This is a genomic window from Micromonospora psammae (assembly GCF_036902725.1).
Taxonomy (GTDB): domain Bacteria; phylum Actinomycetota; class Actinomycetes; order Mycobacteriales; family Micromonosporaceae; genus Micromonospora.
The window spans coordinates 138078-163853 of the sequence record NZ_JBAKHM010000013.1 but is presented as its reverse complement, the minus strand read 5'-3'; the positions used below and the strand labels follow the sequence as shown (position 1 = coordinate 163853).

Below are 25776 nucleotides of genomic sequence, written 5' to 3'. Positions count from 1 at the left end.
CCCGCGCCCGGACGGCGCCGGCGCGCGCCTCCGCGCGGACCCCGCCGTCGCGGGCCGACGCCCGGGCGCCGCGGGCCCCGCCCGGCCGACCGGTCGGTCGACGGGCGGGACGCTGACCACCCGGTGTGCGGCGCTGCTGCATCGTCACACCCCTCCCCCGAGGCTTCGTGTGTCAGGCCGAACGGTAGCGCGGGAAGGCGCCGGCGCCGGCGTACCGCGCCGCGTCGGCCAGCTCCTCCTCGATGCGCAGGAGCTGGTTGTACTTCGCGACCCGGTCGGAGCGGGCCGGGGCGCCGGTCTTGATCTGGCCGCAGCCGGTGGCGACGGCCAGGTCGGCGATGGTGGTGTCCTCGGTCTCGCCGGAGCGGTGGCTCATCATGCACTTGAAGCCGGCCCGGTGGGCCAGGTCCACCGCGTCGAGGGTCTCGGTCAGCGAACCGATCTGGTTGACCTTGACCAGCACCGCGTTGGCGGCCTTCTCGGTGATGCCACGGGCGATCCGCTGCGGGTTGGTGACGAACAGGTCGTCGCCGACGATCTGGATCCGGTCACCGAGGGCCGCGGTGAGGGTGGCCCAGCCGCTCCAGTCGTCCTCCGACAGCGGGTCCTCGATGGAGACGATCGGGTAGTCGCCGACGAGCTTGGTGTAGTAGTTGCTCATCTCCTCGGCGGACTTGGCGCTGCCCTCGAAGGTGTAGGTGCCGTTGTCGAAGAACTCGGTCGCGGCCACGTCGAGGGCGAAGACGATGTCGCTGCCGAGCCGGTAGCCGGCCTTCTCCACCGCCTCGGCGATCAGGTCCAGCGCGGCGGCGTTGCTCGGCAGGTTCGGGGCGAAGCCGCCCTCGTCACCCAGGCCGGTCGAGAGGTCCTTCTTCTTCAGCACCGACTTGAGCGCGTGGTAGACCTCGGCGCCGGAGCGGAGCGCCTCGCGGAAGCTGGGCGCGCCGATCGGCGCGATCATGAACTCCTGGACGTCGACGTTGGAGTCGGCGTGTGCCCCACCGTTGAGGATGTTCATCATCGGCACCGGCAGCAGGTGCGCGTTCGGGCCACCCAGGTAGCGGAAGAGGCTCAGCTCGGCGCTGCCCGCAGCGGCCTTCGCCACCGCCAGGGAGACGCCCAGGATGGCGTTGGCGCCCAGCTCGGCCTTGTTGTCGGTGCCGTCGAGGTCCAGCATCTTCTGGTCGATCAGCCGCTGCTCACTGGCCTCGTAGCCGATGAGCTGGTCGACGATCTTGTCCTCGATGTTGGTGACCGCGTTCTCGACGCCCTTGCCCTGGTAGCGGTCGGAGTCACCGTCGCGCAGCTCGATCGCCTCGAAGGCGCCGGTGGAGGCGCCGGAGGGCACCGCGGCGCGGGCGATCGTGCCGTCGTCGAGCCCTACCTCGACCTCGACCGTCGGGTTGCCCCGCGAGTCGAGAATTTCCCGGGCGACGATTCCCTCGATGGTTGCCACTGAGTCGCTCCTCGTTCGTGTGTGCGAATCCGGTATGGGCCGCGACGGTGCGGCTGGGGCAGGTGTTGAACGCAGCGTATCGGGCGGCGCCCGGTCGCACGTCTCCACCCGGTCGGAGTCCCCGACGGAGCCGGACCCGGACCATTCACCCGACGTCGGGTGACACGGGTCATTCCTGGATTCTCGGGCGTCAACCGGCAACCGGTTTGCGCCCGGTGGACACGATCCACCACGCTGGTCGCCATGCCCGCCGTCTCGACCACCCTCCGCGTGCTCGCCGTGCCGGTCATCGTGTCGCTCACCGTCACCGGCTGTCAGACCCTCGACGACACCGCACGGGCCCTGGGCCGGGCCGACCTGGTGAACGACCTCGCCGCCCGGATGGACCGGGCGCTGACCGAGACCTGGTCCGCCGAGTACCAGCTCCCCGGCGGTCGTACCGCCACCATCGCCCAGACGCAGGAACCGCTCCGCTCGTCGTACACCTGGCCGGACGGCAAGATCACCGCGACCCAGGATTCGGTCACCCGGTGCGAGACCACCGGCGGGCGTACCGTGTGCACGGTGCTGCCCCCGCTGGCGACCACCGGCCGGCCGTCGGTGGTCGTCTACCCCGAGGCGGAGAAGCGCGGGCTGGTCACCCCGCCGGCCGTGATCAGGCTGCTGACCGACGCCGCCCTCGACCCGCAGGCGGTCATCAGCCAGAGCGACACCACGGTGGCCGGGCACCACGCCACCTGCGTCGACGTCCGGCGCTCGACCGGCGACTTCACCACGTGCGTCACCACCGAGGGGGTGCTCGGCAGCTTCACCGGCGAGCTCGGGGGCAGGCCGACGGAGCTGGCCCTGCGCCGCTACACCGACACCGTCGGCGCCGCCGCCTTCGACGTGCCGTCCGGCGCCGGCGTGGTCGACCGCCGCCCGACCACCTCGTGACCGGCTTCCCCGCCGGGCCCACCGGGTCGGGCGTTCCCGACCGCGCCGGGTTCCTGCCGGGGGCCGACGGCGCCACCCCGCCGGCCCCGGGCGACCTGGCCCTGCCGGTCGCCGGCCGCCGGGTGCTGACCGGCCCCGACGGGCGGTTCCCCGGCGTCGGCGAGCTGCCCGCGGTCACCGACTGGGTGCCGGTCGGCACCCTGGACGGCAAGCCGGCCTGGGCGGCCGACCTGGACGAGGCCGACGCCGAGCGGCTGTCCGGCCGCTGGCGGAGCTGGCCCTCGCTCGCCGCCGAGCTGCCCGAACCGCTGGCCACCCTGGCCGGACGGGCGCTGGGTGTGGTCACCTGGCGGCGTACCCACCGGTGGTGCGGCGCGTGCCGGACCGAGCTGGCCGACGTGCCGGGCGAGACGGCCCGGCGCTGCCCCGGCTGCGACCTCTACCTGCCGATGCGGCTCTCCGCCGCCGTGCTGGTGGCGATCACCCGACCCGGTCCCGCCGGACGCCCCGACGAGCTGCTCCTGGTCCGCCACTCGTACGGCCCGACCGAGCTGTGGGCGCTGGTCGCCGGGTTCGTGGAGGCGGGCGAGACGCTGGAGGCGGCCGTGCACCGCGAGGTCGGCGAGGAGGTCGGTTTGGCCCTCGACCGGGTGGCCTACTTCGGCAGCCAGCCGTGGGCGATGTCCGGGCCGGCGACGCTGCTGACCGGGTTCACCGCCACCGCCGCCGACCCGTCGGCCGAGCCGGTCGTGGACGAGCGGGAGCTGGCGCAGGCGCGCTGGTTCCCGGTGGACGCGCTGCCGGCGGAGCTGCCGCCGGCGTACTCGATCTCCCGCTGGCTGATCGACGCGACGGCGACCGCCGGACGGCGCTGAGACCCGCGTCAGACGCCCAGCAGGGTGCGCAGGTGGCGCGGGGGCGGGCAGTCGTGCGCGAGCATCGCGTCGTGCCACTCGCGGACCGACACCCCGTCCGGCCGGGACGCGGCAATGTCGGCCATCTCGCTGTAGCCGACGAAGTAGGTCGAGAGCTGGGTGGAGGTGAGCAGCGCCCGCCGCCACTTGCCGGCCGCCTCGCCCTCCTCCTGGAATCCGCGTTCGGTCATCAACGCCATCGCCTCGGACTCGGGCAGCTCCTCGCAGTGCACCAGCTGGTCGAGCAGCGCGTTGATGGTCATCCGTAGCTGCATCTTGAGCTGCTGGAGCCGCACTGGCAGGCCACCGAAGCCGAGGCCGGCCATCAGCTCCTCGGTGTAGACCGCCCAACCCTCGATGAAGACGCCGGACTCGGTCAGCGCGCGGACCCGGGTGGGACCGGCGTACCGGCGGGCGTGGGCGAGCTGGAGGAAGTGACCGGGCATCGCCTCGTGCACGGTCAGGTTGCGGATCATGTGGTCGTTGTATTCCCGGTAGAACGACTCGACCCGGTGCGCCGGCCAGTCCGCCGGGGTGGGCGCGATGCAGTAGAACGTGGGCAGCGGGGCCGCCTCCAGCGGGCCCGGCGAGTCGCAGTAGGCGACGGCCACGCCCCGGGCGAACTCCGGCATCTCCTGGATCACGCACGGGTCGTCGACGAGGCTGACCAGGTCGTGGGCGCGGACGAAGTCGCTCGCCTCGTCGAGGGTGACCGAGGCGAGGTCGACGATGGTGTGGTCGTCCGGGTGCTCGGCGGCGAGCAGGTCCAGCGCCCGGCGTACCGTCGCGTCGTCGGCCGGACCACCGACCAGCTCGACGGCGGCCGCCCGGATCTCCTCGGTGACCCGGTCCAGGTTGGCCCAGGCGCGGCGCTGCACCTCGGCGGCGCCCAGTTCGGTGTCCAGGGTGTGCCAGAGCCGCGCCTCCCAGCGGCGGCGGCCCAGCCGGGGGTCCCGCCCCGGCGCGGCGTCGGCGGCCAGGCCGATCCGCAGCCAGGCGACGAACTCCTCGATCGCGGCGATCGCCTCGGCGGCGGCCGGGGCCACCCGGTCGTGCAGCGCGGGCGCCTCGGCGAGCAGGACGGGCATCTCGTCGCGGATCAGCGCCGCCGTGCCGGTGAACTGCCCCACCGCCGTCTCGGCGTGGATCCGCGGCATGTCGCGCAGCGTCGCGCGCGCGGTCGCCAGGGCGTCGGGTACGGCCGACAGCCGCCCGGCGAGGCTGGCCAGGCGCACGTCCGCCGGGGCGAACGGGCGGGCCAGGAGGGCGTGCAGCTGCGGCCCGGGGTTGTGCCGCAGCGGGTCCCACTCGTGGGCCCGGATCTCGGTCAGCTCGAACAGCTCCCGGTCGACCAGGGCGCTGAGCAGGGCGTGGTCGACCTGCTCCTCCACGTCGAGCGAGTCCGGGTCGAGTTCGGAGAGCGCGTCGGCGGCCTCCTTGAGCATCCCCTGGTCGGCCGCGACCGCGTCCGCGGACAGGTCCCGCAGCCGGTCGTCGTACCGGTGGTCACCGGCGGAGGTCGCCATCCCGGGCCGACTCTCCAGCACGGCCTCGACGATCCGCTCAGCCAGCGGCACGAACTCTTCCATGCCCCGACCCTACCGACCGCCACCCGTCACCGCGCCAGGAGCGTTGATCATGAGTGGACCGCGTTTCCGGGCTTCCGTCAGCTTTCCGCGGGGCGTTCGGCGGCGCGGACGGCGTCGGCGTAGGCGAGGGCGGCGCGGCGCAGCGCCGCCTCCGGGTCGATGCCCGCCTCCCGGGCCGCCGCCACGGCGCCGAGCAGGCTGGCGCCGAGCCGGGCCTCCGGGTCGACCTGGGTGTCGGCCAGCGGAGGCGGCACCGCGAGACCGATCCGGCCGGCCCGGTCGAGGATCTTGGCGGCCAGGGCGAGGGCCGGCTGGCTCAGCGCGATGCCGTCCAGCACCGAGGCGCGGGCCTTCTCGGCCCGCTTGATCCGCTCCCAGCTGGCCTCGATCTCCTCGAGACTGCCCGCCTGCTCGCCGGCGAAGACGTGCGGGTTACGGCGGACCATCTTGTCGACCAGCACCCCGGCCACGTCGTCGACGTTCCACCGTTCGCCCTCGGGCAGATCCTCGGCGAGCCGGGCGTGCAGCAGCACCTGGAGCAGCACGTCGCCCAGCTCCTCGCGGAGCGCGTCGGTGTCGTCGGCGCTGATCGCGTCGTACGCCTCGTAGCACTCCTCCAGCAGGAAACCCGCCAGGCTGCGGTGGGTCTGCGCCCGCTTCCACGGGTCCCCGCCCGGCGAGGCCAGCCGGTCCATCACCTCGACCGCGTCGAGCAGCCGAGCCCCCGGCGGATCCCAGGAGCCGTACATCAGCTCCAGCTCGGCGAGGCCCGGCTGCCGGGCCAGCCGCAGGCCCAGCTCCCGGGCCAGCGCCTCGTCGCCGGCCGGGCCGGCCAGCCAGACCGCCGAGCCGTGCGCGGCCACCGCGTCGAGCAACGCCTGCGTCGCCCCGCCGGCCACCACCGTCACCTCGACGCCCGCCGCCCGCACGGCGGCGGTCAGCCCGCTCTCCGCGCCGGCCAGCACCGGCGCGGCGCGTACGACGTCCCACGCGGCGGCGGTCAGCAGCCCGGCCGGCAGGCGGGGCGACGTGACCAGCAGGACGATCCGGGCGGTCAGGGCTGCACCGGGGCGGTCGGCTCGGCCGGGGTGACGACCGGCTCCGGGGTGGAGATGTCGGTCACCGGGCCGGTCGACTCGACGTACGGCAGGGCGTAGAAGATGACCTCCTGGCCCTTGCTCACCCAGGACGGGACGCCCAGCCGGTCGTAGCGCGGGTTGACGGTGAGGTCGACCTCCTCGGCCTCGGCCTGGAGGGCGACGCTGATCGCCGTGCCGGCCCGGACGAAGTCGGCCTGCCCGAACAGCTGGCGCACCTGCTGGACGGAGGCGTTGGGCTGGATCTCGCCGGTCCGCTCGATGGCGCGGTAGACCTTCATCAGCGACTCGTCGCTCAGCTCGGCCGGCGGCAGCTTCTGACCCAGGGCCAGGGACAGGTCGGCCCACTCGCCCCAGAGCTGGGCGTACTCGGCCTGCGGCGGCATCTTCAGCGACTCGGCGATCTGCTCCGGGGTGATCTGGTCGGAGACCTGGATGCCCTGCTCGGCCGCGATCCGCTTGCCCAGTTCGATGCTGACCAGCAGGTCCACCACGTCCTGCCGGGTCACCGCCGAGCGGAGCTCCTCCGGCTCCGGGGTGACCCCGGCCTGGGCCGCGCCCTGGCGCATCACCTCCGCGTACCTCGCCTGGGCCTCGTCGTAGACCGCGTCCACCCGGTCCAGGGAGTAGGTGCGGTCACCGACGTACGCGGCCACGTCCGGCGAGGACTTGCCGCAGGCGGCGAGGGAGAGGACACCGAGAGCCGCGACGCTGGCGGCGGCGATGAGACGGCGTGCACGCATGCCGGTCACTCTCTCATGCCCCACCCGGTGGTGTGACGCCGCCCACCACGAGCGCACCGGGCTCACGACCGCGCCCCGGCCAGCGCGGCCGGCTCGCCGTGTCACCTTCCGCTCGCCACTGCGGGGCGGGCAGAACCGGCCCGCTCCTCGGGCTCGCCCAGCACGTCGCTGAGGAGCTGCGCGCACCACTCCAGCAACGCCTGGTCGCGCAGCGGCTCGCCACCGACCCGGCGGGTGCTCGGCCGGGGCACGCTGACCTGGTCGAGCGCGGACTTGTAGACCGAGTCCGGGTGGTACCGCTTGAGCCGCAGCTGCTTCGAGTCGGGCAGCGGCAGCGGGCCGAACCGGATGTGCTTGCCCTGCATGGAGACGTCGGTCAGGCCGTACCGGCGGGCCAGCAGGCGGAACCGGGCCACCGCGACCAGGTTCTGCACCGGGGCCGGCGGCTCGCCGTACCGGTCGGTCATCTCGGCGACCACCTCGCCCAGTCGCTCCGCGTCCCGGGCCTCGGCGAGCTTGCGGTACATCTCCAGGCGCAGCCGCTCCACGCCGACGTAGTCGTGCGGCAGGTGCGCGTCGATCGGAAGGTCGATCTTGACGTCGACCTCCTCCTCGGTGCGCTCGCCCTTGAACGCCGACACCGCCTCGCCGACCATTCGGACGTACAGGTCGAAGCCGACGCCCTCGATGTGCCCGGACTGCTCGCCGCCGAGCAGGTTGCCGGCGCCCCGGATCTCCAGGTCCTTCATCGCCACGTACATGCCGGCGCCCAGCTCGGTGTGCTGGGCGATGGTGGCCAGCCGCTCGTGGGCGTGCTCGGTCAGCGGCTTCTCCGGCGGGTAGAGGAAGTACGCGTACGCCCGCTCCCGGCCCCGGCCGACCCGGCCGCGGATCTGGTGCAGCTGGGCCAGGCCGAGCAGGTCGGCCCGCTCCACGATCAGCGTGTTGGCGTTCGGGATGTCGATGCCGGACTCCACGATCGTGGTGCAGACCAGCACGTCGAACTCCTTCTCCCAGAAGCCGACCATCACCTTCTCTAGGGCCTCCTCGCCCATCTGGCCGTGCGCCACCGCCACCCGCGCCTCGGGCACCAGCTCCCGAATCCGGCGGGCCGCCCGGTCGATCGACTCGACCCGGTTGTGCAGGTAGAAGACCTGCCCGTCGCGGAGCAGCTCGCGGTGGATGGAGGCGGCCACCTGCCGGTCGTCGTACGCCCCGACGAAGGTGAGCACCGGGTGCCGCTCCTCCGGCGGGGTGGCGATGGTCGACATCTCCCGGATCCCGGTGATCGCCATCTCCAGGGTCCGCGGGATCGGGGTGGCCGACATGCTCAGCACGTCGACCGAGGCGCGCAGGCTCTTCAGGTGCTCCTTGTGCTCGACGCCGAAGCGCTGCTCCTCGTCGACGATGACCAGGCCGAGTTGCTTGAACCGGGTGGCCGTCTGGAGCAGCCGGTGGGTGCCGATGACGATGTCCACCGTCCCGTCGGCCACCATCTCCAGGGTCCGCTCGGACTCCTTCGGCGTCTGGAACCGGGACAGCTGCCGGATCTGCACCGGGAACTGGCTCATCCGCTCGGCGAAGGTGTTGTAGTGCTGCTGCACCAGCAGCGTGGTCGGCACCAGCACCGCCACCTGCTTGCCGTCCTGCACCGCCTTGAACGCCGCCCGGACCGCGATCTCGGTCTTGCCGTAGCCGACGTCGCCGCAGATCAGCCGGTCCATCGGCACCGTCTGCTCCATGTCCCGCTTGACCTCTTCGATCGCGGCGAGCTGGTCCGGCGTCTCCTGCCAGGGGAAGGCGTCCTCCAGCTCCCGCTGCCACGGGGTGTCCGGTCCGAACGAGTGCCCCTTGGACGCCTTGCGGGCGGCGTAGAGCTGGATCAGCTGCGCGGCGATCTCCTTGACCGCCTTACGGGCCCGGGCCTTCGACTTCTGCCAGTCCGAGCCGCCCATCTTGTGCAGGGTCGGCTGCTCGCCACCGACGTAGCGGGAGAGCTGGTCGAGCTGGTCGGTGGGGACGAAGAGCCGGTCGCCGGGCTGGCCGCGCTTGCTCGCGGCGTACTCGATGACCAGGTACTCCCGGCTGGCGCCGTTGACGGTGCGCTGCACCAGCTCGATGTAGCGGCCGATGCCGTGCTGCTCGTGCACCACGTGGTCGCCGGCCTTGAGCTCCAGCGGGTCGATGGTGTTGCGCCGCCGGCTCGGCATCTTGCGCATGTCCCGGGTCGAGGTGCCCCGACCGCCGGTCACGTCGTTGCCGGTGAGCAGCACGAACCGGGACGCCTCGTCGACGAAACCGGCGGTGAGGCAGCCGCAGCTGACCAGCACCTCGCCGGGGACGGGCGCGGCCGGGACCTCCTCGGTGAGCCGGGCGCCGAGGCCGGCGTCGCGGAGCACCTCCACCGCCCGCTGGGCGGGGCCGTGACCCTCGAAGACCAGCGCGATCGACCAGCCCTCGCCGGCCCAGCGCTTCAGGTCGTCGACCACCCGCGCGGTCTCGCCGTGATAGAGCGGGGCCGGCTGCGCGGCCAGGGTCACCGCGATCGCGTCGTCGGGGGTGACGTCGACCTCGGTGGGCGCGTCCTCCCAGGGCTGCCGGGTCGGGGCCGCGTCCGCCTCGACCAGGCCGAACGGGGCGAGCGTCCACCAGGGCTGGCGCAGGGCGCGGGCGCGGGCGCGTACGTCGGCCAGGGTCTTGAAGGCGGCGGCGCCGAGGTCGACCGGGGCCTGGCCGCCGACGGCGGCCGCGGCCCAGCTGGCCTGGAGGAACTCCTCGGAGGTACGGACCAGGTCGTGCGCCCGGGTGCGGATCCGCTCCGGGTCGCAGAGCAGTACGTGGGTGCCGGCCGGCATGGTGTCCAGCAGCAGCTCCAGGCTCTCGTCGCCGAGCAGCGCCGGCACCAGCGACTCCATCCCCTCCACCGGGATGCCCTCGGCCAGCTTGTCGAGGATCTCGGCCAGCTCCGGGTGCTCCTGGGCCAGGGCGGCGGCCCGGCCGCGCACCGCCGGGGTGAGCAGCAGCTCCCGGCACGGCGGCGCCCACAGCTGCGGCACCGGCTCGATGGTCCGCTGGTCGGCCACGGCGAAGGTGCGGATCTCCTCCACCTCGTCGCCCCAGAACTCGACCCGGGACGGGTGCTCGTCGGTGGGCGGGAAGACGTCCAGGATGCCGCCGCGCACTGCGAACTCGCCCCGCTTGGTGACCAGGTCGACCCGGGCGTACGCCATGTCGGTGAGCCGGCGGGCCACCTCCTCCAGGTCGGCCTCCTCACCGGTGCCCAGCTGCACCGGCTCCAGGTCGCCGAGCCCCTTGAGCTGCGGTTGCAGCAGCGACCGGACCGGCGCGACGACGACCCGCAGCGGGCCGGTGCGGCCGTGCGCGTCGGCCGAGTCCGGGTGCGCCAGCCGGCGCAGCACGGCCAGCCGCCGGCCCACGGTGTCGGAGCGGGGTGAGAGCCGCTCGTGCGGCAGCGTCTCCCAGGACGGGAAGACCGCCACCTGCTCCGGCGGGAGCAGGCTGCCCAGCGCCGAGGCCAGGTCGTCGGCCTCGCGGGTGGTGGCCGTCACAGCCAGCACGGGCCGGCCCGCGCCGCCCGTCGGTTCGTCGGCGGCGACGGCGGCGACCGCGAACGGGCGCAGCGCCGCCGGGGCGGTCAGGTCGAGGCCGTCCACCTGGGCGGCACCGGAGCGCGCCAGGTCACGCGCCCGGGCGAGCCCGGGATCGGCCAGGGCGGCGGAGAACAGTCCGGTGAGCATGCGTGATCACTTCCCGCTGATGGCACGACGATCACCCCGCGTCCAGGGCTGGACGGGGGGTTTGTGACTCGACACTATCTCTCCTGGGAACGATCGGTCGCCGTGCCGGCGACGTGAGCCTGGGGAGAACGATGCCCGCTGAGGGAGTCGGCAGTGACCCGCGTCGCAGGACCACCCCGGCGCGGTGGCGGGTGCTGGGCCACCCGGACGGAATGCTGATCTACCAGGTGCGCTGCATCGTGGAGGACCACGGCTGGACGCAGCCCGTGGCGGAGGACACGCACAAGATCCTCCTTGGCCGCTCCGGGGCGTACCGGCGCTGGCTGAACGGCCGCACCGGCGTCTCCGACGCCACCTCCGTGCTGCTCACCCGACCCGGCGACGAGATGGCGGTGGCGCACCCGTTCGGCTGCGGTGACTCGTACACCTGCCTGGAGATCGACCCCGAGGTGCTGGCCGAGCGACCGGACGCGGCCCGCTGGGTGGACCGGGCCGGCTGGTCGGGCAGCTCCGACCCGGCGCTGGACCTGGCGCACCGGCTGCTGGTGGCCGAGTGCCGGCGCGGACTGGACGGGTTCGAGATGGCCGAGCGGCTGCACCGGTTCCTGGCCCGCCTGCTGTCGTACAGCGCCGACGCGGAGGACGCGGGCGCGGAGGTGGAGCGGGCCGTCCGGCGGCGACCGGCCACGCTGGCCGCCCACCGGCGGCTGGCGGACCGGGCCCGCGAGGTGCTCGCCAACTCCGGCTTCACGCTCGGCCTCGACGAGGTGGCCCGGGAGGTCGGCAGCTCGCCGCACCACCTCAGCCGGGTGTTCCAGCGGATGACCGGCAGCAGCTTGACCGCGTACCGGAACCGGCTGCGGGTACGCGCGGTGCTGGACACCCTCGCCGAGCCGGACGGCCCGCCGCTCGGCACGCTGGCCAGCGAGTACGGCTTCGCCGACCAGGCACACCTGACCCGGGTGGTCCGCGACCAGGTGGGTCACCCACCCGCGCGGCTGCGGCAACTCCTCACCGCGACCGATCCGGCCTGACCCCCGCGGAGCGCGGTCGCGGCGGTGTCGGCGCGGCGAGCGGCCGGCGGAGGTGCCGCACGGAAGCGTGCGACACCTCCGGGTGGCCCGGCTGGGGGACGGGCCGCCGCAGGCCCGGCGGGTGAGGCGTCGGACCTCCCCGAAAAGGTCCGCGTGCCCCGCTTCGACCGCCGTCCCGTGGCGGCCCCTCCGGCTGACGTGTTCCATCCTCCGGCGGACCGCCCCGGGAGGTCTTGAAGAAAATTGCTCGGATTCGCGGCCGGAGGCGGCGGGGCGGGACAGATCCCTCGCCGGCACCCCGCTGGACCGCCTCGCCGACCTGCCCGGCGTGCCCGGGCCGGGTCGGTGCCGCCCCGGTCAAGGTCCACTCCATTCACCGCGATGTGGCGGTATCCGAGACAACCGAACACCGCAATGTCGCGTAACTGGAGTTGATGTTGCGGCTTCGCGGCGCACTCAGGCGTCGGACTGCGCTCCGGCTCGTCAGTAGCGCACCGAGATGCGGCGCTCGACGCCGTCCACCCGGATCTCGCCGCCGTACGGGATGATCAGCTGCGGGTCGGTGTGGCCGAGGTCGACGTCGAAGACCACCACCGCGTCCGGCTGGTAGGGCGCGAGCGCCCGGGTGATCGCCTCCCGCTGCGCCTCGCCCCACGACAGCCGCTCCGGCACCGACAGCGGCCGGTCGAAGTCCCACGCCTTGGGTCGGCCGACGACGATCGCCGGGAAGGCGGCGAGCAGGCCCCGCTCCCCCATGTTGCGCACGATGCGGAACACCTCCCGCGCCGTGGGCAGCTCGTTGGAGGTCTCGACGACCAGCACCGACCCGGCCAGCTCGGCGGCGGAGGGGACCCGGTCGGTGGCCATCAGCCAGTGCAGGATCTCCAGGCAGCCGCCCCAGGTGCGCCCCCGCACGACGCGGGCCGGCCCCTGCCACCGCCAGCCGTAGCCGGGGAGCATCTCCGGTTCGCGCGCCAGCGACGCCGGGTCGCGCCAGTCCCCCGGCTCGTCGCCCCACTCCGGGGCCGGGGTGAGTTCGTACCAGCCGGAGGTGAAGAGGGCGGCCCGCAGCGAGTCGAAGGTCAGCGGGTGCGGCTTGCCGGGCCGGCCGAGGTGCACCAGCACCGACCCACCGTGGTACGCCACGATCCCCAGCCGGTACAGGTGGTTGAGGACGTTGGTGTTGTCCGAGTAGCCGAAGTACGGCTTCGGGTTGGCCCGCAGCACGTCGTCGTCGAGGTACGGGGTGACGGTGATCAGGTCGTCGCCGCCCACCGTGGCGAGCACCGCGGTGATCGTCGGGTCGGCGAAGGCCGAGGTCAGGTCCCGGGCCCGCTCCCGTGGACCGGCTCCCGTCGCCCGGGTGGTGGGGTACTCCACCGGCTCCAGGCCGAACTCCTCGCGCAGCCGGCGCAGGCCCAGCTCGTACACGTGGGGAAAGAGACCCGGCAGGCCGGCGGAGGGTGAGACGACCGCGACCCGGTCCCCCGGCTCGGGCTTGGCGGGAGAGCTCGGAGACGTCATGGTGGGACGCTAGCCGCCGCGACCAACGAATTTTCCGGCCGGCCTCGCCCAGGTGGCCGTTCTGGCGGTGGTGATCACAGGGGGTCCTCCTTACATCCGGGGCCGACGCCGATACGATCGAGGGAGTCGGACAGCGCTGTCCTTCGTACTCACGTAAGGAGCGCACCCGTGACCGACCAGCACGATCACGACGGCCCGGACGCCGCGCTGCGGGCCGACATCCGCCGCCTCGGCACCCTGCTCGGCCAGACCCTGGCTCGCCAGGAGGGCCGACCCCTGCTCGACCTGGTCGAGGAGATCCGCGCCCAGGTCCGCTCCGACGCCCCGGCCGCCGCGCAGCGGCTCGGTGGGCTCGACGTCACCACCGGCACCAAGCTGGCCCGCGCCTTCTCCACCTACTTCCACCTGGCCAACATCACCGAGCAGGTGCACCGGGCCCGGGACCTGCGACGGCGCCGGGCCACCCACGGCGGCTGGCTGGACCAGGCGGCCAAGATGATCGCCGAGCGCGGGGTGCCGGCCGAGGAGATCGCCGCCGCGGCGCGGCGGCTCGCGGTACGCCCCGTCTTCACCGCCCACCCCACCGAGGCGGCCCGCCGCTCGATCCTGTCCAAGCTCCGCGCGATCGCCGACGAGCTGGACACCGAGACGGCCAACGCCATCCTCTACGGCGCCAGCGACGAGGGGCCGGCCAACCGGCGCCTGGCCGAGCTGCTCGACCTGATGTGGCAGACCGACGAGCTGCGGCTGGACCGGCCGGACCCGACCGACGAGGCCCGCAACGCCATCTACTACCTGCGCGACCTGTACGCCGAGGCCGCGCCGCAGGTGCTCGACGACCTGGCCGACACGCTGCGCACCCTCGGCGTGGAGACCTCGCCGACGGCCCGTCCGCTGACCTTCGGCACCTGGATCGGCGGCGACCGGGACGGCAACCCGTTCGTCACCCCGACGGTCACCCGCGAGGTGCTCCAGATCCAGCACGAGCACGGCATCGCCGCGACCGAAGCGGCGATGGAACACCTGATCAACGAGGTGTCCGTCTCCCGCCGGCTGCGCGCCGTGTCGCTGGACCTCTCCGCCAGCCTCGCCGCCGACCTGGACGCGCTGCCCGAGGTGGCGCCCCGGTTCCGCCGGGTCAACGCCGAGGAGCCGTACCGGTTGAAGGCCCGGTGCGTGAAGGCGAAGCTGGCCAACACCCGGGAGCGGCTGCGCCGGGGCACCCCGCACGTGCCCGGCCGTGACTACCGCGGCTCCGCCGAGCTGATCGCCGACCTGGAGCTGCTGCGCGCCTCGCTGGCCCGCAACTCCGGGCAGCTCACCGCCGTCGGCCGGCTCGCCTCCACCATCCGTACGGTCTCCGCGTGCGGCCTGCACCTGGCCACGATGGACGTCCGGGAGCACGCCGAGAAGCACCACGAGGTGCTCGGCCAGCTCTACGCGGCCGTCGGCGAGGTGTCGGACTATCCGGCGCTGAGCCGGCTGGAGCGCACCAAGCTGCTCGCCGACGAGCTGACCGGCCGCCGCCCGCTCTCCACCGTGGACACCCCGCTGACCGAGGCCGCGCAGAAGACGTTCGACGTGTTCGGCGCGATCCGGGAGGCGCAGGACCGGTTCGGCGCCGAGGTGATCGAGTCGTACATCATCTCGATGACCCTCGGCGTGGACGACGTGCTCGCCGCGGTGGTGCTGGCCCGCGAGGCCGGCCTGATCGACGTGCACAGCGGCCGGGCGCGGATCGGCATCGTGCCGCTGCTGGAGACCCCGTCCGAGCTGAACGCCGGCGGCGAGCTGCTGGACGAGCTGCTGTCGCTGCCCGCGTACCGGGCGCTGGTGGCGGCCCGGGGCGACGTGCAGGAGGTGATGCTGGGCTACTCCGACTCCAACAAGGAGGCCGGCATCACCACCAGCCAGTGGTCGATCCACCGGGCGCAGCGCGCGCTGCGGGACGTGGCCGCCCGGCACGGGGTGCACCTGCGGCTCTTCCACGGCCGCGGCGGCACGGTCGGGCGGGGCGGCGGCCCCACCCACGAGGCCATCCTGGCCCAGCCGTACGGCACCCTCGACGGCGCGATCAAGGTGACCGAGCAGGGCGAGGTCATCTCCGACAAGTACACGCTGCCGGCGCTGGCCCGGGAGAACCTGGAGCTGACCGTCGCCGCGGTGCTCCAGGCGACGCTGCTGCACACCGCGCCCCGACAGCCGGCCGAGATGCTGGAGCGCTGGGACGCGGCGATGGACGTGGTCTCCGAGTCCGCGTTCCGGTCGTACCGCTCGCTGGTCGAGGACCCGGACCTGCCGGCGTACTTCTGGGCCTCCACCCCCACCGAGCTGCTCGGCGCGCTCAACATCGGCTCCCGGCCGGCGAAGCGTCCCAACACGGGGGCCGGGCTCGCCGGGCTGCGGGCCATCCCGTGGGTGTTCGGCTGGACCCAGACCCGGCAGATCGTGCCGGGCTGGTTCGGTGTCGGCTCCGGGCTGGCGGCGGCGCGGGCGGCCGGGCTGGAGGACGTGCTCGCCGAGATGAACCGGAACTGGCACTTCTTCCGCACGTTCCTGTCGAACGTCGAGATGATGCTCACCAAGACCGACCTGAGCATCGCCCGCCGTTACGTGGAGACCCTGGTCCCGGAGCAGCTGCACCCGATCTTCGCCAAGATCGAGCAGGAGTACGAGCTGACCAAGCAGGAGGTGCTGGCGGTGACCGCCACTCCGGCCCTGCTGGAGAACTCGCCGGTGCTCCAGCGCACCCTCGCGGTGCGGGACACCTACCTGGAGCCGCTGCACCACCTCCAGGTGGCGCTGCTGCGGCAGTACCGGGACTCCGGGGCCGCCGGGCGCGCGGTGGCGACCGCGCCGGGCGGCCGCCGCGCCCCGAACGACGGTACGGCCCTGGAGCGGGCCCTCCTCACCACGGTCAACGGCATCGCCGCCGGCATGCGCAACACCGGCTGACCCCGCCCGGGGCGGTCGGGCTGGGGGCGGTCAGATGTCGCCGCCACCGAAGTCCCCGCCGCCGAAGTCGCCGGCGCCGAAGTCGCCCGCCTGGTCGCCGGCGCCGAAGTCGCCCTGGTCCGCGCCCTGGGCGTCGTCGTAGCCCTCCTGGTAGCCGGCCTCGTAGCCGTAGCCCGGGTCGGCGAAGGCGGGCGAGAAGAGCGCGTCGGCGATCAGCATGCCGCCGATCACGCCGGCCCCCGCGCCCAGCGCGGTCTTCCACCACGGGGTGGAGTACCAGCCGGCCGGCACCGGCCGGCCCTGGAAACGCCCACCCGGGTGGTAGTAGGGCGTGTCCCGGCCCGGCTGCGGGCCGGCCTTGAACGTCTCCCCCTGCACCTGCACCTGGCGTTCCCTGGTCAACTCGCCGGCGCCCTGCGCGGCGGCCAGCGGCGGCAGCTCCGGCCCCGGGTCCAGGCCCAGCGCCACCCGCGCCGCGCGGGCGTAGGCCAGCCCCTCCAGCGCGGTCTCCCGGGCCAGCCGGTACTGCCGGACCGTCCCGGCCTGCTCCAACTGGCTGCCGGCGGCGTTGTAACGCTCCGCCGCGTCCACCAGCGCCTGGCGTACGGCGGGGTCGTCGCCGTGCAGGTTCATCACCTGGCCGCCGAGGCGCTCGTACCAGCGCTGGGCGTCGGCGCGGACGTCGGCGAGGCTGCGCGCCTCCCGGGCCGCCTGCTCCCGCCGCCACCAGACGAACCCGCCGACCAGGAGGGCCACGAGAATCGCCACGAGCAGAAGTTCCATGCCGCTGAACGTACCCGCAGGCGTGGGGTCGTACCCGTTTGGCAAGCTCTGGTGATGGACTTCTCGACGCTGGCCGTGGTGGTCGTCTGCCTCGTCGCGGGCGCCGCGCTGGGCTGGTACGCGGCCCGGGCCCGGTCGGCGACGGAGATCGCCCGGCTGGAGGCGACCCTGGCGGCCACCCGCGAGGGCGAGGGTCGGCTGGAGCAGTCGATGCGGGCGCTCAGCTACGAGGCGACCGCGCAGTCGCAGGAGGCGGTGGCCCGGGCGGTGGCCCCGCTGCACGACACCCTGCGCCGCTACGAGCAGCGGGTGGCCGAGCTGGAGCACCACCGGGTCGACGCCTACGCCGAGCTGCGGGAGCAGGTCCGCGCGATGAGCACCGTCTCCGGCGAGCTGCGCACCGAGACCAAGCAGCTGGTGGCGGCGCTGCGCGCGCCCCAGGTGCGGGGGCGGTGGGGCGAGCACCAGCTGCGCCGGATCGTCGAGGCCGCCGGCCTGCTGGAGCACTGCGACTTCAACGAGCAGGTCACCGCCGCCACCGACCACCAGGGGGTACGCCCGGACCTGGTGGTCCGGCTGCACGGCGGACGCACCGTGGTGGTCGACGCGAAGGCGCCGTTCGACGCCTACCTGACCGCGATGGAGGCGCGCGACGAGCGGGGCCGGGACAGCCACCTCGACCTGCACGCCAAGCACCTGCGCGGGCACGTGGACGCGCTGGCCGCGAAGACCTACTGGGCGGCCTTCGAGTCCACTCCCGAGTTCGTGGTGCTCTTCGTGCCGGCCGACCCGTTCCTGGACGTGGCGTTGCAGCGGGATCCGACGCTGCTGGAGCACGCGTTCGCCCGCAACGTGGTGCTGGCGACCCCGGCCACCCTGGTGGCGCTGCTGCGCACGGTGGCGTACTCGTGGCGGCAGGAGGCGTTGGCCCGCAACGCCGTCGCCGTCCACTCGCTGGCCCGCGAGCTGTACGGGCGACTGTCCACGCTGGGCGACCATGTCGGCAAGCTGGGCGCCTCGCTCGGTGGGGCGGTGACCGCGTACAACCGGGCGGTCGGTTCGTTGGAGGCGCGGGTGCTGGTCAGCGCGCGCAAGCTCGCCGAGCTGGGCGTCTCCGACCGGGAACTGGCCGCCCCGGCACAGGTCGAGGTGGCGCCTCGCCAGCCGCAGGCCCCTGAGCTGCTCGAGCCGGTGGACGGCGGCATGCCGTCGAGGGTGGATCGCGAGTCTCCGCTACCACCTCGGATGTGACAATGCGCGCCCGAGCATGTCACGAGAAGGTCACATAGAGCCTACGGGTAGTGACATCCACTGTCGATGTCCCGAAGGATGCGCTCACGCGTGCCCTGCATCTGAGGGCCCTGTTCTCTGGAGGAAAGAGAACGTGAGCAAACCTCGAAACCTGAGCCGGCGTACCAGCGCCGCGCTCTTCGCGTCGGTAGTGGCGGCCAGCGCCGTGACCGTCGCGGGCGGTGCCGCGACCGCGAGCGCCGCACCATCCGGACCCGGCACCGCACCGACCACCCCCGTGGAGGCGCTGGGATCGCACGACGCCAAGCTGCTGGCCGAGGCAGAGGCCAGCATGGCCCCGACCGTCACCCTGATCGTCGCAACCGAGCAGGGCGAGGCCAAGGACGTCGCCGACGACCTGAAGGGCCTCGGCGCCGCCGTCACCGCGCGGTACGACACCATCGGCTACGTCCTGGCCCAGGTGCCCACCGGCAAGGTGGTCAAGGCCGCCACGCTGCCCGGCGTCTCGGCCGTCGACCTGGACGAGAAGATCCAGCGGCCCGACCCGAAGCCGGAGGTCGCGCCCTCCGGGCGGACGGCGGCGAAGCAGGGCACGACCCTCCCCGGGCCGAGCGACGCCACCCGCGCCGCCAACCCCTACATGCCAACCAACGAGACCGGTGCCGTCCGCTTCGTCGAGCAGCACCCGGAGTGGGACGGCCGGGGCGTCACCATCGGCATCATGGACTCCGGTGTGGACCTGGACCACCCGGCACTCCAGCGGACCACCAGCGGCGAGCGCAAGATCGTCGACTGGGTCACCGCCACGAGCCCGTTCGAGGACGCCACCTGGCGTCCGATGGTCACCGAGGTGACCGGCCCGTCGTTCACCTCGGCCGGCGTCACCTGGACCGCTCCCGCGGGGACCTACCGCTTCAGCACGTTCCGCGAGTCGATCACGGCCGGCAGTGACCCGGGCGGGGACGTCAACCGGGACGGCGACACCACCGACGTGTGGGGTGTGCTCTACCAGCCCGCCACCAACGACGTCTGGGTCGACACCGACCTGGACCGGGACTTCACCGACGAGGCCCTGATGCGGCCCTACAAGGAGAAGTTCGACGTCGGGCACTTCGGCACCGACAACCCGGCGACCGAGGTCCGGGAGCAGTTGCCGTTCGTGGTCGAGTACCGCGAGGACGTCGACACCGCGCCGGTCGGCGGCCCGGGCCTGGTCGACTACGTCAACATCGGCATCGTCGAGGACGCGCACGGCAGCCACGTCGCCGGCATCACCGCCGCCAACGACATGCTGGGCAACGACGCCTTCGACGGGGCGGCGCCCGGCGCGAAGCTGGTTTCCTCCCGCGCCTGCACCTGGGGTGGCGGCTGCACCTACGCGGCGCTCACCACCGGCATGGCCGACCTGGTGATCAACCGGAAGGTCGACGTGGTCAACATGTCGATCGGCGGCCTGCCGGCGCTGAACGACGGCAACAACGCCCGCGCGGAGCTCTACAACAACCTGATCACCACCTACGGAGTGCAGCTGGTCATCTCGGCCGGCAACAGCGGTCCGGGCCTGAACACCGTCGGCGACCCTTCGGTGGCCGCCAACGTGATCAGCACCGCGGCCAGCATCAGCAAGGAGACCTGGCTGGCCAACTACGGCTCGGTGGTGCGGGCGAAGAACGCCCTGTTCAACTTCTCCTCGCGCGGCCCGCGCGAGGACGGCGGCTTCAAGCCGAACATCGCCGCCCCCGGCTCCGCCATCTCCACCATCCCCGTGTGGCAGCCCGGTGGACCCGTCGCCGAGGCCGGCTACGGCCTGCCCGCCGGCTACGGCATGTTCAACGGCACCTCGATGGCCTCCCCGCAGGCCGCCGGCGCCGCCGCGCTGCTGCTGTCGGCCGCCAAGGCGACCGACAAGGGCGTCACTCCGGCCGCGCTGCGCCGGGCCCTGTACAGCTCGGCCAAGCCGATCAAGGGCGTTCCGACGTACGGCCAGGGCTACGGCATGGTCAACGTGCCCGGCGCCTGGAAGCTGCTGCGCAAGGGCGTCGAGACCCGCTCCTACGACTCGCAGGCCCCGGTCTGCACGGTGCTGTCGGAGCAGCTGAGCACCCCGAACCGGGGCGCCGGCGTCTACAACCGCTGCGCGTCGGCCGAGGGCGGCCAGCGGGTCGGCCAGAGCAGGACCTACCGGGTCACGCTCACCCGCACCAGCGGTCCGGCCGGCACGGTCCAGCACAACCTCACGCTGCGGGGCAACGACGGCACCTTCACGGCGCCGAAGACCGTCTCGCTGCCGCTCAACAGGGCCGTCACCGTCACCGTCACCGCCAAGGCGAAGACGGCGGGCGCGCACGGCGCCCTGATGCTGGTCGACGACCCGAAGACCAACGCGGTCGACTTCGAGGTCTCCCTCGTGGTGGTCGCGTCCGTCGACACCCGCAAGCCGAACTACGCGTTCTCGGCCGAGGGCTCGGTGGACCGCAACGGCTTCACGTCGTACTTCGTGACCGTGCCGCCGGGTGCCGGGGCGCTGCAGGTGAACCTCTCCGGCATCGCCACCGGCTCGCAGACCCGCTTCATCGCCTTCAACCCGTACGGCGTGCCGGTGGAGAGCACCTCCAGCCTCGCCTGCTTCACCAACTTCTCGGACGCCAAAACCTGCAAGCCGCAGGAGCGGGACTACCAGAACCCGATCGCCGGGGTCTGGGAGATCGAGGTCGAGTCGCGGCGTACCTCGCCGGCGCTGAACAACCCGTTCCAGCTCACGGCCCGGATCCAGGGCGTCGCGGTCGAGCCGGCCGTGGTCGAGCTGCCGACCGTCGACGCCGGCGAGGCCACGCCGGTGACCTGGAACCTGACCAACACCTTCGGCCCGGTCACGGTGACCGGCCAGGGCGGCCCGCTCTCCAGCGTCCGGAACGACCGGCCGACCATCGCCGAGGGCGCGTCGCAGGAGTTCACCGTCGAGGTGCCGGCCGGTGCGACCAGCTTCACCGCCCGGATCGGCAACCCGGCCAACGCCGCCGCCGACCTCGACCTGTACGTCTTCCGGGGCACCACCCCCGTCGGACAGGCCGCCGACGGCGACTCGGAGGAGGCGGTGACCATCGCCAACCCGGCGGCGGGCACCTACCGGGTGGTCGTCGAGGGCTACGCGGTCGACGGGGCCGGCGGTAGCACCGCGTACGACTACCGGGACTCGTTCTCGGCGCCGGAGCTGGGGACCCTCTCGACCGCGGCCACGCCGCTCACCCTGGCCCACGGGGCGACCGGAACCCTCACCGGCACGGTGACGGCGCAGTCCACTCCGGCCGCCGGCCGGGCGCTCTACGGCGAGCTGGCCGTGGTCACCAGCGAGGGCGCGGTCGTCGGCCGCGGCGCCGTCTCCATCGGCGCCGTGAACTGACCCGACCCGCACGGAACACCGGAGCCCGTCCCCGCCAGGGGGCGGGCTCCCGTGTTGCCGGCCGACGGCGGCGGGCGCCGCCCCGTCCCAGGCCCCTGCGGCGCACCGCGCCCGGCCCCGGACGGCTCCCCCGCGGGCCCGGGGACGGAGCTGTTCCACCGCTCCGGGCCCGTGCACCCGGTCAGGAGCGGCGGGCGGACTCCACCATGAAGGGGATGCCCTCCTGGCAGGTGGTGACGGTGTCCGGCTGCGCGCGACCGCTGACGGTGACCCGGGCACCCGAGGCCAGCACATCGCGCGGCCCGCCGAGCAGCAGGTAGCCGTCGAGCAGCAGGCAGCCCGGCTCCACGCCGGAGGTCACCGTCCCGGTGAGCGTGGTGTCACCGGCGGGTGGCGGCAGGGTGGGGCCGCCACCGGGACGCTTCGGCCGGGTCGGCGGCGGCGGAGCGGTGCTGGCGTCGCCCGGGTCGGGGCTGGCCGACGGCGACGCGGTGGGCGGTCCGGTCACGGGCGAGGGCGCTCCCGTCGGATCGGGGGCGCCGACGCCGTCCCCGCCGCCGCAGGCGGTCAGGGCCGTGCAGACGACCAGGACGGAGAGGGTGAGACGAATGCTTCTCATACCGGATGGGACGCAGCGCGGGCCCGGACCGTTCCCGCTCAGCCCCGGGCCGCCGCGGCCTTCATGTCGCGCTTGAGCTCCTGCGGCAGCGAGAAGGTCAGCCGCTCGTTGGCGGTGACGATCTCCTCGACGTCGGTGAAGCCCCGCTCGGCCAGGTGGGCCAGCACCTCCTGGACCAGTTCGTCGGGCACGCTGGCGCCGGAGGTCACGCCGACCGTGCCGGCCCCGGCCAGCCAGGCGTCGTCGATCTCGTGCGCGAAGTCGACCAGGTGCCCGGCGCGGGCGCCGGCGTCCAGGGCCACCTCGACCAGCCGCACCGAGTTGGAGGAGTTCCGCGAGCCGACGACGATCACCACGTCGCACTCGGGGGCGAACTCCTTGACCACGTGCTGACGGTTGGAGGTGGCGTAGCAGATGTCGTCGCTGGGCGGCGACTGGAGCAGCGGCAGGCGCTGCTTGAGCCGGGCCACGGTTTCCAGCGTCTCGTCCACCGACAGGGTGGTCTGGGAGAGCCAGACGACCTTGCTCGGGTCCCGGACGGTGACCTTGTCGACGTCGTCGGGGCCGTCCACCAGCTGGATGTGGGCGGGGGCCTCACCGGCGGTGCCGACGACCTCCTCGTGCCCCTCGTGGCCGATCAGCAGGATGTCGTAGTCCTCGGCGGCGAATCGCTTCGCCTCGTGGTGCACCTTGGTGACCAGCGGGCAGGTCGCGTCGATCGCCTTGAGCGAGCGCTCCCGCGCCTGCTCGTAGACCTCCGGGGCGACGCCGTGCGCGGAGAAGATGACGGTCGAGCCCTCCGGCACCTCCTCGTTCTCCTCCACGAAGATCGCGCCCCGGGCCTCCAGGGTCTGCACCACGTGCTTGTTGTGCACGATCTGCTTACGCACGTAGATCGGGGCGCCGTAGAGCTTGAGCGCCTCCTCGACGGTCTGCACCGCCCGGTCCACGCCCGCGCAGTAGCCGCGGGGCTTGGCCAGGAGCACGCGCTTGCCGGTCCGGGGGGTGGTTCCAGCCTGGGTCACCCGCCCATCGTACGTGCCCGGTTTTCCGGCGGCAGCGGCTGCGACCCGTACCACAACACCGTCACGATCACGGAGCGGGGCCGCTGGTGCTCACCAGCCGCAGCGAGCAGGTCGCCCGGTCGGGGCTGCCGCAGGTCGTCGGGGGCTGACCGTAGGGTGGGCGGGTGACCGACGCCCCGCGCAGCACCCCGGAGGAGCCCTGGCCGGTCCGGGTGGTCAGCCAGAAGGTCGGCGCCTGGATCGCCCGGCTCGGCTGGGTCTGGGTGGACGGGCAGGTCGCGCAGATCAGCCGCCGTCCCGGCGCGAGCACGGTCTTCCTCACCCTGCGCGACCCGTCCGCCGACCTGAGCCTCACCGTCACCACCAACCGGGACGTCCTCGACTCCGGCGCCCCGGAGCTGCGCGAGGGCGCCCGGGTGGTGCTGCACGCCAAGCCCGAGTTCTACGCGGCCCGGGGCACGTTGAGCCTGCGCGCCGACGAGATCCGCCAGGTGGGGCTCGGCGAGCTGCTGGCCCGGCTGGAGAAGCTCAAGAAGCTGCTCGCCGCTGAGGGGCTCTTCGACCGGTCCCGCAAGCGCCGGCCCCCCTTCCTGCCGCAGCGCGTCGGCCTGATCACCGGCCGCGCCTCGGCGGCCGAGCGGGACGTGCTGACCAACGCCCGGCGGCGCTGGCCGGCGGTGGAGTTCCGCACGGTCAACGTGGCGGTGCAGGGGCCGTCGGCGGTGCCGCAGATCGTCGACGCGCTGAAGGTCCTCGACGCCGACCCGAGCATCGACGTGATCATCCTGGCCCGGGGCGGCGGCGGCATCGAGGACCTGCTCCCCTTCTCCGACGAGGCGCTCTGCCGGGCGGTCTTCGCCTGCCGTACGCCGGTGGTCAGCGCGATCGGCCACGAGACGGACGCGCCGCTGGTCGACTACGTCGCCGACGTCCGCGCGTCCACGCCCACCGACGCGGCCAAGCGGGTGGTGCCCGACCTCACCGAGGAGGTCCGGCTCATCGGCCAGGCCCGGTCCCGGCTGGAGCGCGCGGTCCGCAACCTGGTGGACCGGGAGTCGCACCGCCTCGACCTGCTCCGCTCCCGTCCGGTGCTGGCCCGACCGCAGGTGATGGTGGAGCAGCGGGCCGCCGAGGTCACCGCGCTGCGGGACCGGACGGGCCGCTGCCTGGACCACCGGCTCGGGGCCGCCGCGGACGACCTGCGGCACACCCTGGCCCGGCTGCGCGCCCTCTCCCCGGCGGCCACCCTCGACCGCGGGTACGCGATCGTGCAGCGCGCCGACGGGCACGTGGTCCGCGCGGCCGGCGAGGTCGCCAAGGGCGATCCGCTCCGGGTACGCCTCGCCGAGGGCGAGCTGGCCGCGACCGTCGACGGCTGAGGACTCTGCGCAAGGATGGACGCGATGACTGACGAGAAGAACGACGAGCGGCTCAGCTACGAGCAGGCCCGCGCCGAGCTGGCCTCGGTGGTGGAGCGGCTGGAGGCCGGCGGCACCTCGCTGGAGGAGTCGCTGGCGCTGTGGGAGCGCGGCGAGAAGCTCGCCGACATCTGCCAGCGCTGGCTCGACGGCGCCCGGGCCCGGATCGACACGGCGCGCCAGGGCGCGGAGAGCTGACGCGACGGCGGGGCGGCCGGAACCGCCCCGCCGTCCGGCATCAGTTGAACAGGTTGTAGAACTCCTTCGGCGCCTCGACGACCTGGTCGGCCGGGGGCTTCTGGGCGGCGGCGGCGCTGCCGTAGTCCGAGTAGGTGATCTTCACTTCCTGCGCGGCGTTCTGCCCGGCGGCCGGGATCTGGACCACCATCTCGCTGAGCCGGCCCTGCGGGTCCAGCTTGGCGGTGAACGGCACCGACTTGGCCTGCGCGCCGAGCGCGGTGATCACGCTCGGGTCCACGGAGCCGGCGTCGGCCGCCTTCGACACGTCGAGCGTGCCGGCGTAGCTGCCCTCGCCGGTCTGCCGGACCTCGGTGATGCCCTGCGTCAGCACCTCACTGCCGGCCGGGTCCACCTTGTCGAAGTCGAAGCCGAGCGACTTGTTGCCCTTGATCCGGGTCTGGTCGAGGTGCTGGTACTTACCGAGGGCGAGCTTGTTGGCGCCGGGGATGCTGCCGGCGGCCTGGCCGCTGAGCTCCAGCTTCACCCAGCTGTCCGGCTTGAAGTGGATCAGGTCGAGCTTCATCATCAGGTCCGACGACGGGTCACCGATGGCCACCCGCATCTCGGCGCTCTGGCTCGGCTCGTGCACCTGACCCTGGGCGGTCGAACCCGCACCGGACATGGTGAACCGGAAGTTGCCGTTGCTGATCTCCCGGGTGGAGTTCAGCAGAGCCTGCTTGGCGTCGCTCGGCGCGGCGCTGCCCGGAGCGGCGCTGCCGGAGACCGTGGGGGACGCGGAGGCCCCCGCCTCGCCGGTCCCGGTGCTGTTGCAGGCGGCCAGGCCCGGCGTGAGCAGCGTCGCGGCGAAGACCGCGGCGCTGAAGCGTCGAATGGTCACGTGACTCTCCAAGTGGGTCGTCCGGCCCATCGAGGGCGCCGGAGGCGTGGCGCCGCGGCCCTGACGCTGGCCCCGGCGCACGAGCCCCGTCCGGCTGGTATCGCCGGCGAGGTCGTGCCCCTTCTGTTCCCTGACGTCGCCTTCCGCAATCCCCGTGAGGTTCATCCGCCTACCCGGTGGGACGGCCTGCCGCCGC

The 25776-nt window shown here is 73.4% G+C and carries 18 protein-coding genes and 1 pseudogene; 8 read left to right on the top strand and 11 right to left on the bottom strand.

What is annotated here, in order from left to right; genetic code table 11:
• Both V6U79_RS17560 and eno read right to left on the bottom strand, forming a co-directional pair.
• Positions 1 to 142 (bottom strand): annotated as a pseudogene (locus V6U79_RS17560) (septum formation initiator family protein); the annotation flags it as partial.
• 30 nt (positions 143 to 172) lie between these two features.
• The gene (gene eno / locus V6U79_RS17555) at positions 173 to 1456 is read right to left on the bottom strand and encodes a phosphopyruvate hydratase (protein ID WP_334533569.1); all 1284 of its coding nucleotides are present in this window, start codon (positions 1454 to 1456) and stop codon (positions 173 to 175) included.
• A 243-nt stretch (positions 1457 to 1699) separates the two neighbouring features.
• On the opposite strand from eno, the gene V6U79_RS17550 reads away from it, so the two are divergent.
• Together V6U79_RS17550 and nudC are read left to right on the top strand one after the other, a co-directional pair.
• Positions 1700 to 2392 carry a hypothetical protein gene (locus tag V6U79_RS17550; protein WP_334533572.1) on the top strand — a complete coding sequence of 231 codons (693 nt, stop codon included), beginning with the start codon at positions 1700 to 1702 and terminating at the stop codon, positions 2390 to 2392.
• A complete protein-coding gene (gene nudC / locus V6U79_RS17545) occupies positions 2389 to 3267 on the top strand; it encodes an NAD(+) diphosphatase (RefSeq protein WP_334615205.1) in 879 nt (292 codons plus the stop codon). The genes V6U79_RS17550 and nudC overlap by 4 nt, the downstream gene beginning before the upstream one ends.
• Positions 3268 to 3275: 8 nt before the next feature.
• Here the strand turns inward: nudC and V6U79_RS17540 are convergent, their stop codons facing one another.
• The 4 genes from V6U79_RS17540 to mfd form a co-directional block, all read right to left on the bottom strand.
• Positions 3276 to 4895, bottom strand: a complete 1620-nt coding sequence (locus V6U79_RS17540) for a DUF885 domain-containing protein (RefSeq protein ID WP_334615204.1) — start codon at positions 4893 to 4895, stop codon at positions 3276 to 3278.
• A 77-nt stretch (positions 4896 to 4972) separates the two neighbouring features.
• Positions 4973 to 5953 (bottom strand): nucleoside triphosphate pyrophosphohydrolase, encoded by a 981-nt coding sequence (locus V6U79_RS17535; RefSeq protein WP_334533618.1) that lies wholly within the window; start codon positions 5951 to 5953, stop codon positions 4973 to 4975.
• Entirely contained in the window at positions 5950 to 6735 is a 786-nt protein-coding gene (locus V6U79_RS17530) for a SurA N-terminal domain-containing protein (protein ID WP_334533581.1), read from the bottom strand. The genes V6U79_RS17535 and V6U79_RS17530 overlap by 4 nt, the downstream gene beginning before the upstream one ends.
• A gap of 101 nt (positions 6736 to 6836) precedes the next feature.
• Entirely contained in the window at positions 6837 to 10493 is a 3657-nt protein-coding gene (gene mfd / locus V6U79_RS17525) for a transcription-repair coupling factor (protein WP_334615203.1), read from the bottom strand.
• Between the two features lie 131 nt (positions 10494 to 10624).
• Here mfd and V6U79_RS17520 point away from each other — a divergent pair, with 131 nt between their 5' ends.
• Positions 10625 to 11527 (top strand): helix-turn-helix domain-containing protein, encoded by a 903-nt coding sequence (locus tag V6U79_RS17520; protein ID WP_334615202.1) that lies wholly within the window; start codon positions 10625 to 10627, stop codon positions 11525 to 11527.
• A gap of 483 nt (positions 11528 to 12010) precedes the next feature.
• On the opposite strand, the gene V6U79_RS17515 is transcribed toward V6U79_RS17520, so the two are convergent.
• On the bottom strand, positions 12011 to 13051 hold the full coding sequence (locus V6U79_RS17515) for a S66 family peptidase (RefSeq protein WP_334615201.1): 1041 nt from the start codon (positions 13049 to 13051) through the stop codon (positions 12011 to 12013).
• A 168-nt stretch (positions 13052 to 13219) separates the two neighbouring features.
• Here V6U79_RS17515 and ppc point away from each other — a divergent pair, with 168 nt between their 5' ends.
• On the top strand, positions 13220 to 16006 hold the full coding sequence (gene ppc, locus V6U79_RS17510; protein WP_334615200.1) for a phosphoenolpyruvate carboxylase: 2787 nt from the start codon (positions 13220 to 13222) through the stop codon (positions 16004 to 16006).
• Between the two features lie 30 nt (positions 16007 to 16036).
• On the opposite strand, the gene V6U79_RS17505 is transcribed toward ppc, so the two are convergent.
• A complete protein-coding gene (locus tag V6U79_RS17505; protein ID WP_334615199.1) occupies positions 16037 to 16789 on the bottom strand; it encodes a hypothetical protein in 753 nt (250 codons plus the stop codon).
• A gap of 54 nt (positions 16790 to 16843) precedes the next feature.
• Here V6U79_RS17505 and V6U79_RS17500 point away from each other — a divergent pair, with 54 nt between their 5' ends.
• Positions 16844 to 18040, top strand: coding sequence for a DNA recombination protein RmuC (locus V6U79_RS17500; protein ID WP_334615198.1), 1197 nt, complete (start codon positions 16844 to 16846; stop codon positions 18038 to 18040).
• Positions 18041 to 18173: 133 nt separating this feature from the next.
• Positions 18174 to 21440 carry a S8 family serine peptidase gene (locus V6U79_RS17495; RefSeq protein WP_334615197.1) on the top strand — a complete coding sequence of 1089 codons (3267 nt, stop codon included), beginning with the start codon at positions 18174 to 18176 and terminating at the stop codon, positions 21438 to 21440.
• A 181-nt stretch (positions 21441 to 21621) separates the two neighbouring features.
• On the opposite strand, the gene V6U79_RS17490 is transcribed toward V6U79_RS17495, so the two are convergent.
• Entirely contained in the window at positions 21622 to 22059 is a 438-nt protein-coding gene (locus V6U79_RS17490; RefSeq protein WP_334615196.1) for a hypothetical protein, read from the bottom strand.
• Between the two features lie 38 nt (positions 22060 to 22097).
• Positions 22098 to 23084, bottom strand: a complete 987-nt coding sequence (locus V6U79_RS17485; protein ID WP_334615195.1) for a 4-hydroxy-3-methylbut-2-enyl diphosphate reductase — start codon at positions 23082 to 23084, stop codon at positions 22098 to 22100.
• A 164-nt stretch (positions 23085 to 23248) separates the two neighbouring features.
• On the opposite strand from V6U79_RS17485, the gene xseA reads away from it, so the two are divergent.
• Complete coding sequence (xseA, locus tag V6U79_RS17480) at positions 23249 to 24463, top strand: exodeoxyribonuclease VII large subunit (RefSeq protein ID WP_334533606.1); 1215 nt, start codon at positions 23249 to 23251, stop codon at positions 24461 to 24463.
• 24 nt (positions 24464 to 24487) lie between these two features.
• A complete protein-coding gene (locus tag V6U79_RS17475; RefSeq protein WP_334533608.1) occupies positions 24488 to 24700 on the top strand; it encodes an exodeoxyribonuclease VII small subunit in 213 nt (70 codons plus the stop codon).
• A 40-nt stretch (positions 24701 to 24740) separates the two neighbouring features.
• On the opposite strand, the gene V6U79_RS17470 is transcribed toward V6U79_RS17475, so the two are convergent.
• On the bottom strand, positions 24741 to 25580 hold the full coding sequence (locus V6U79_RS17470) for a hypothetical protein (RefSeq protein ID WP_334533610.1): 840 nt from the start codon (positions 25578 to 25580) through the stop codon (positions 24741 to 24743).
• Positions 25581 to 25776 lie beyond the last annotated feature (196 nt).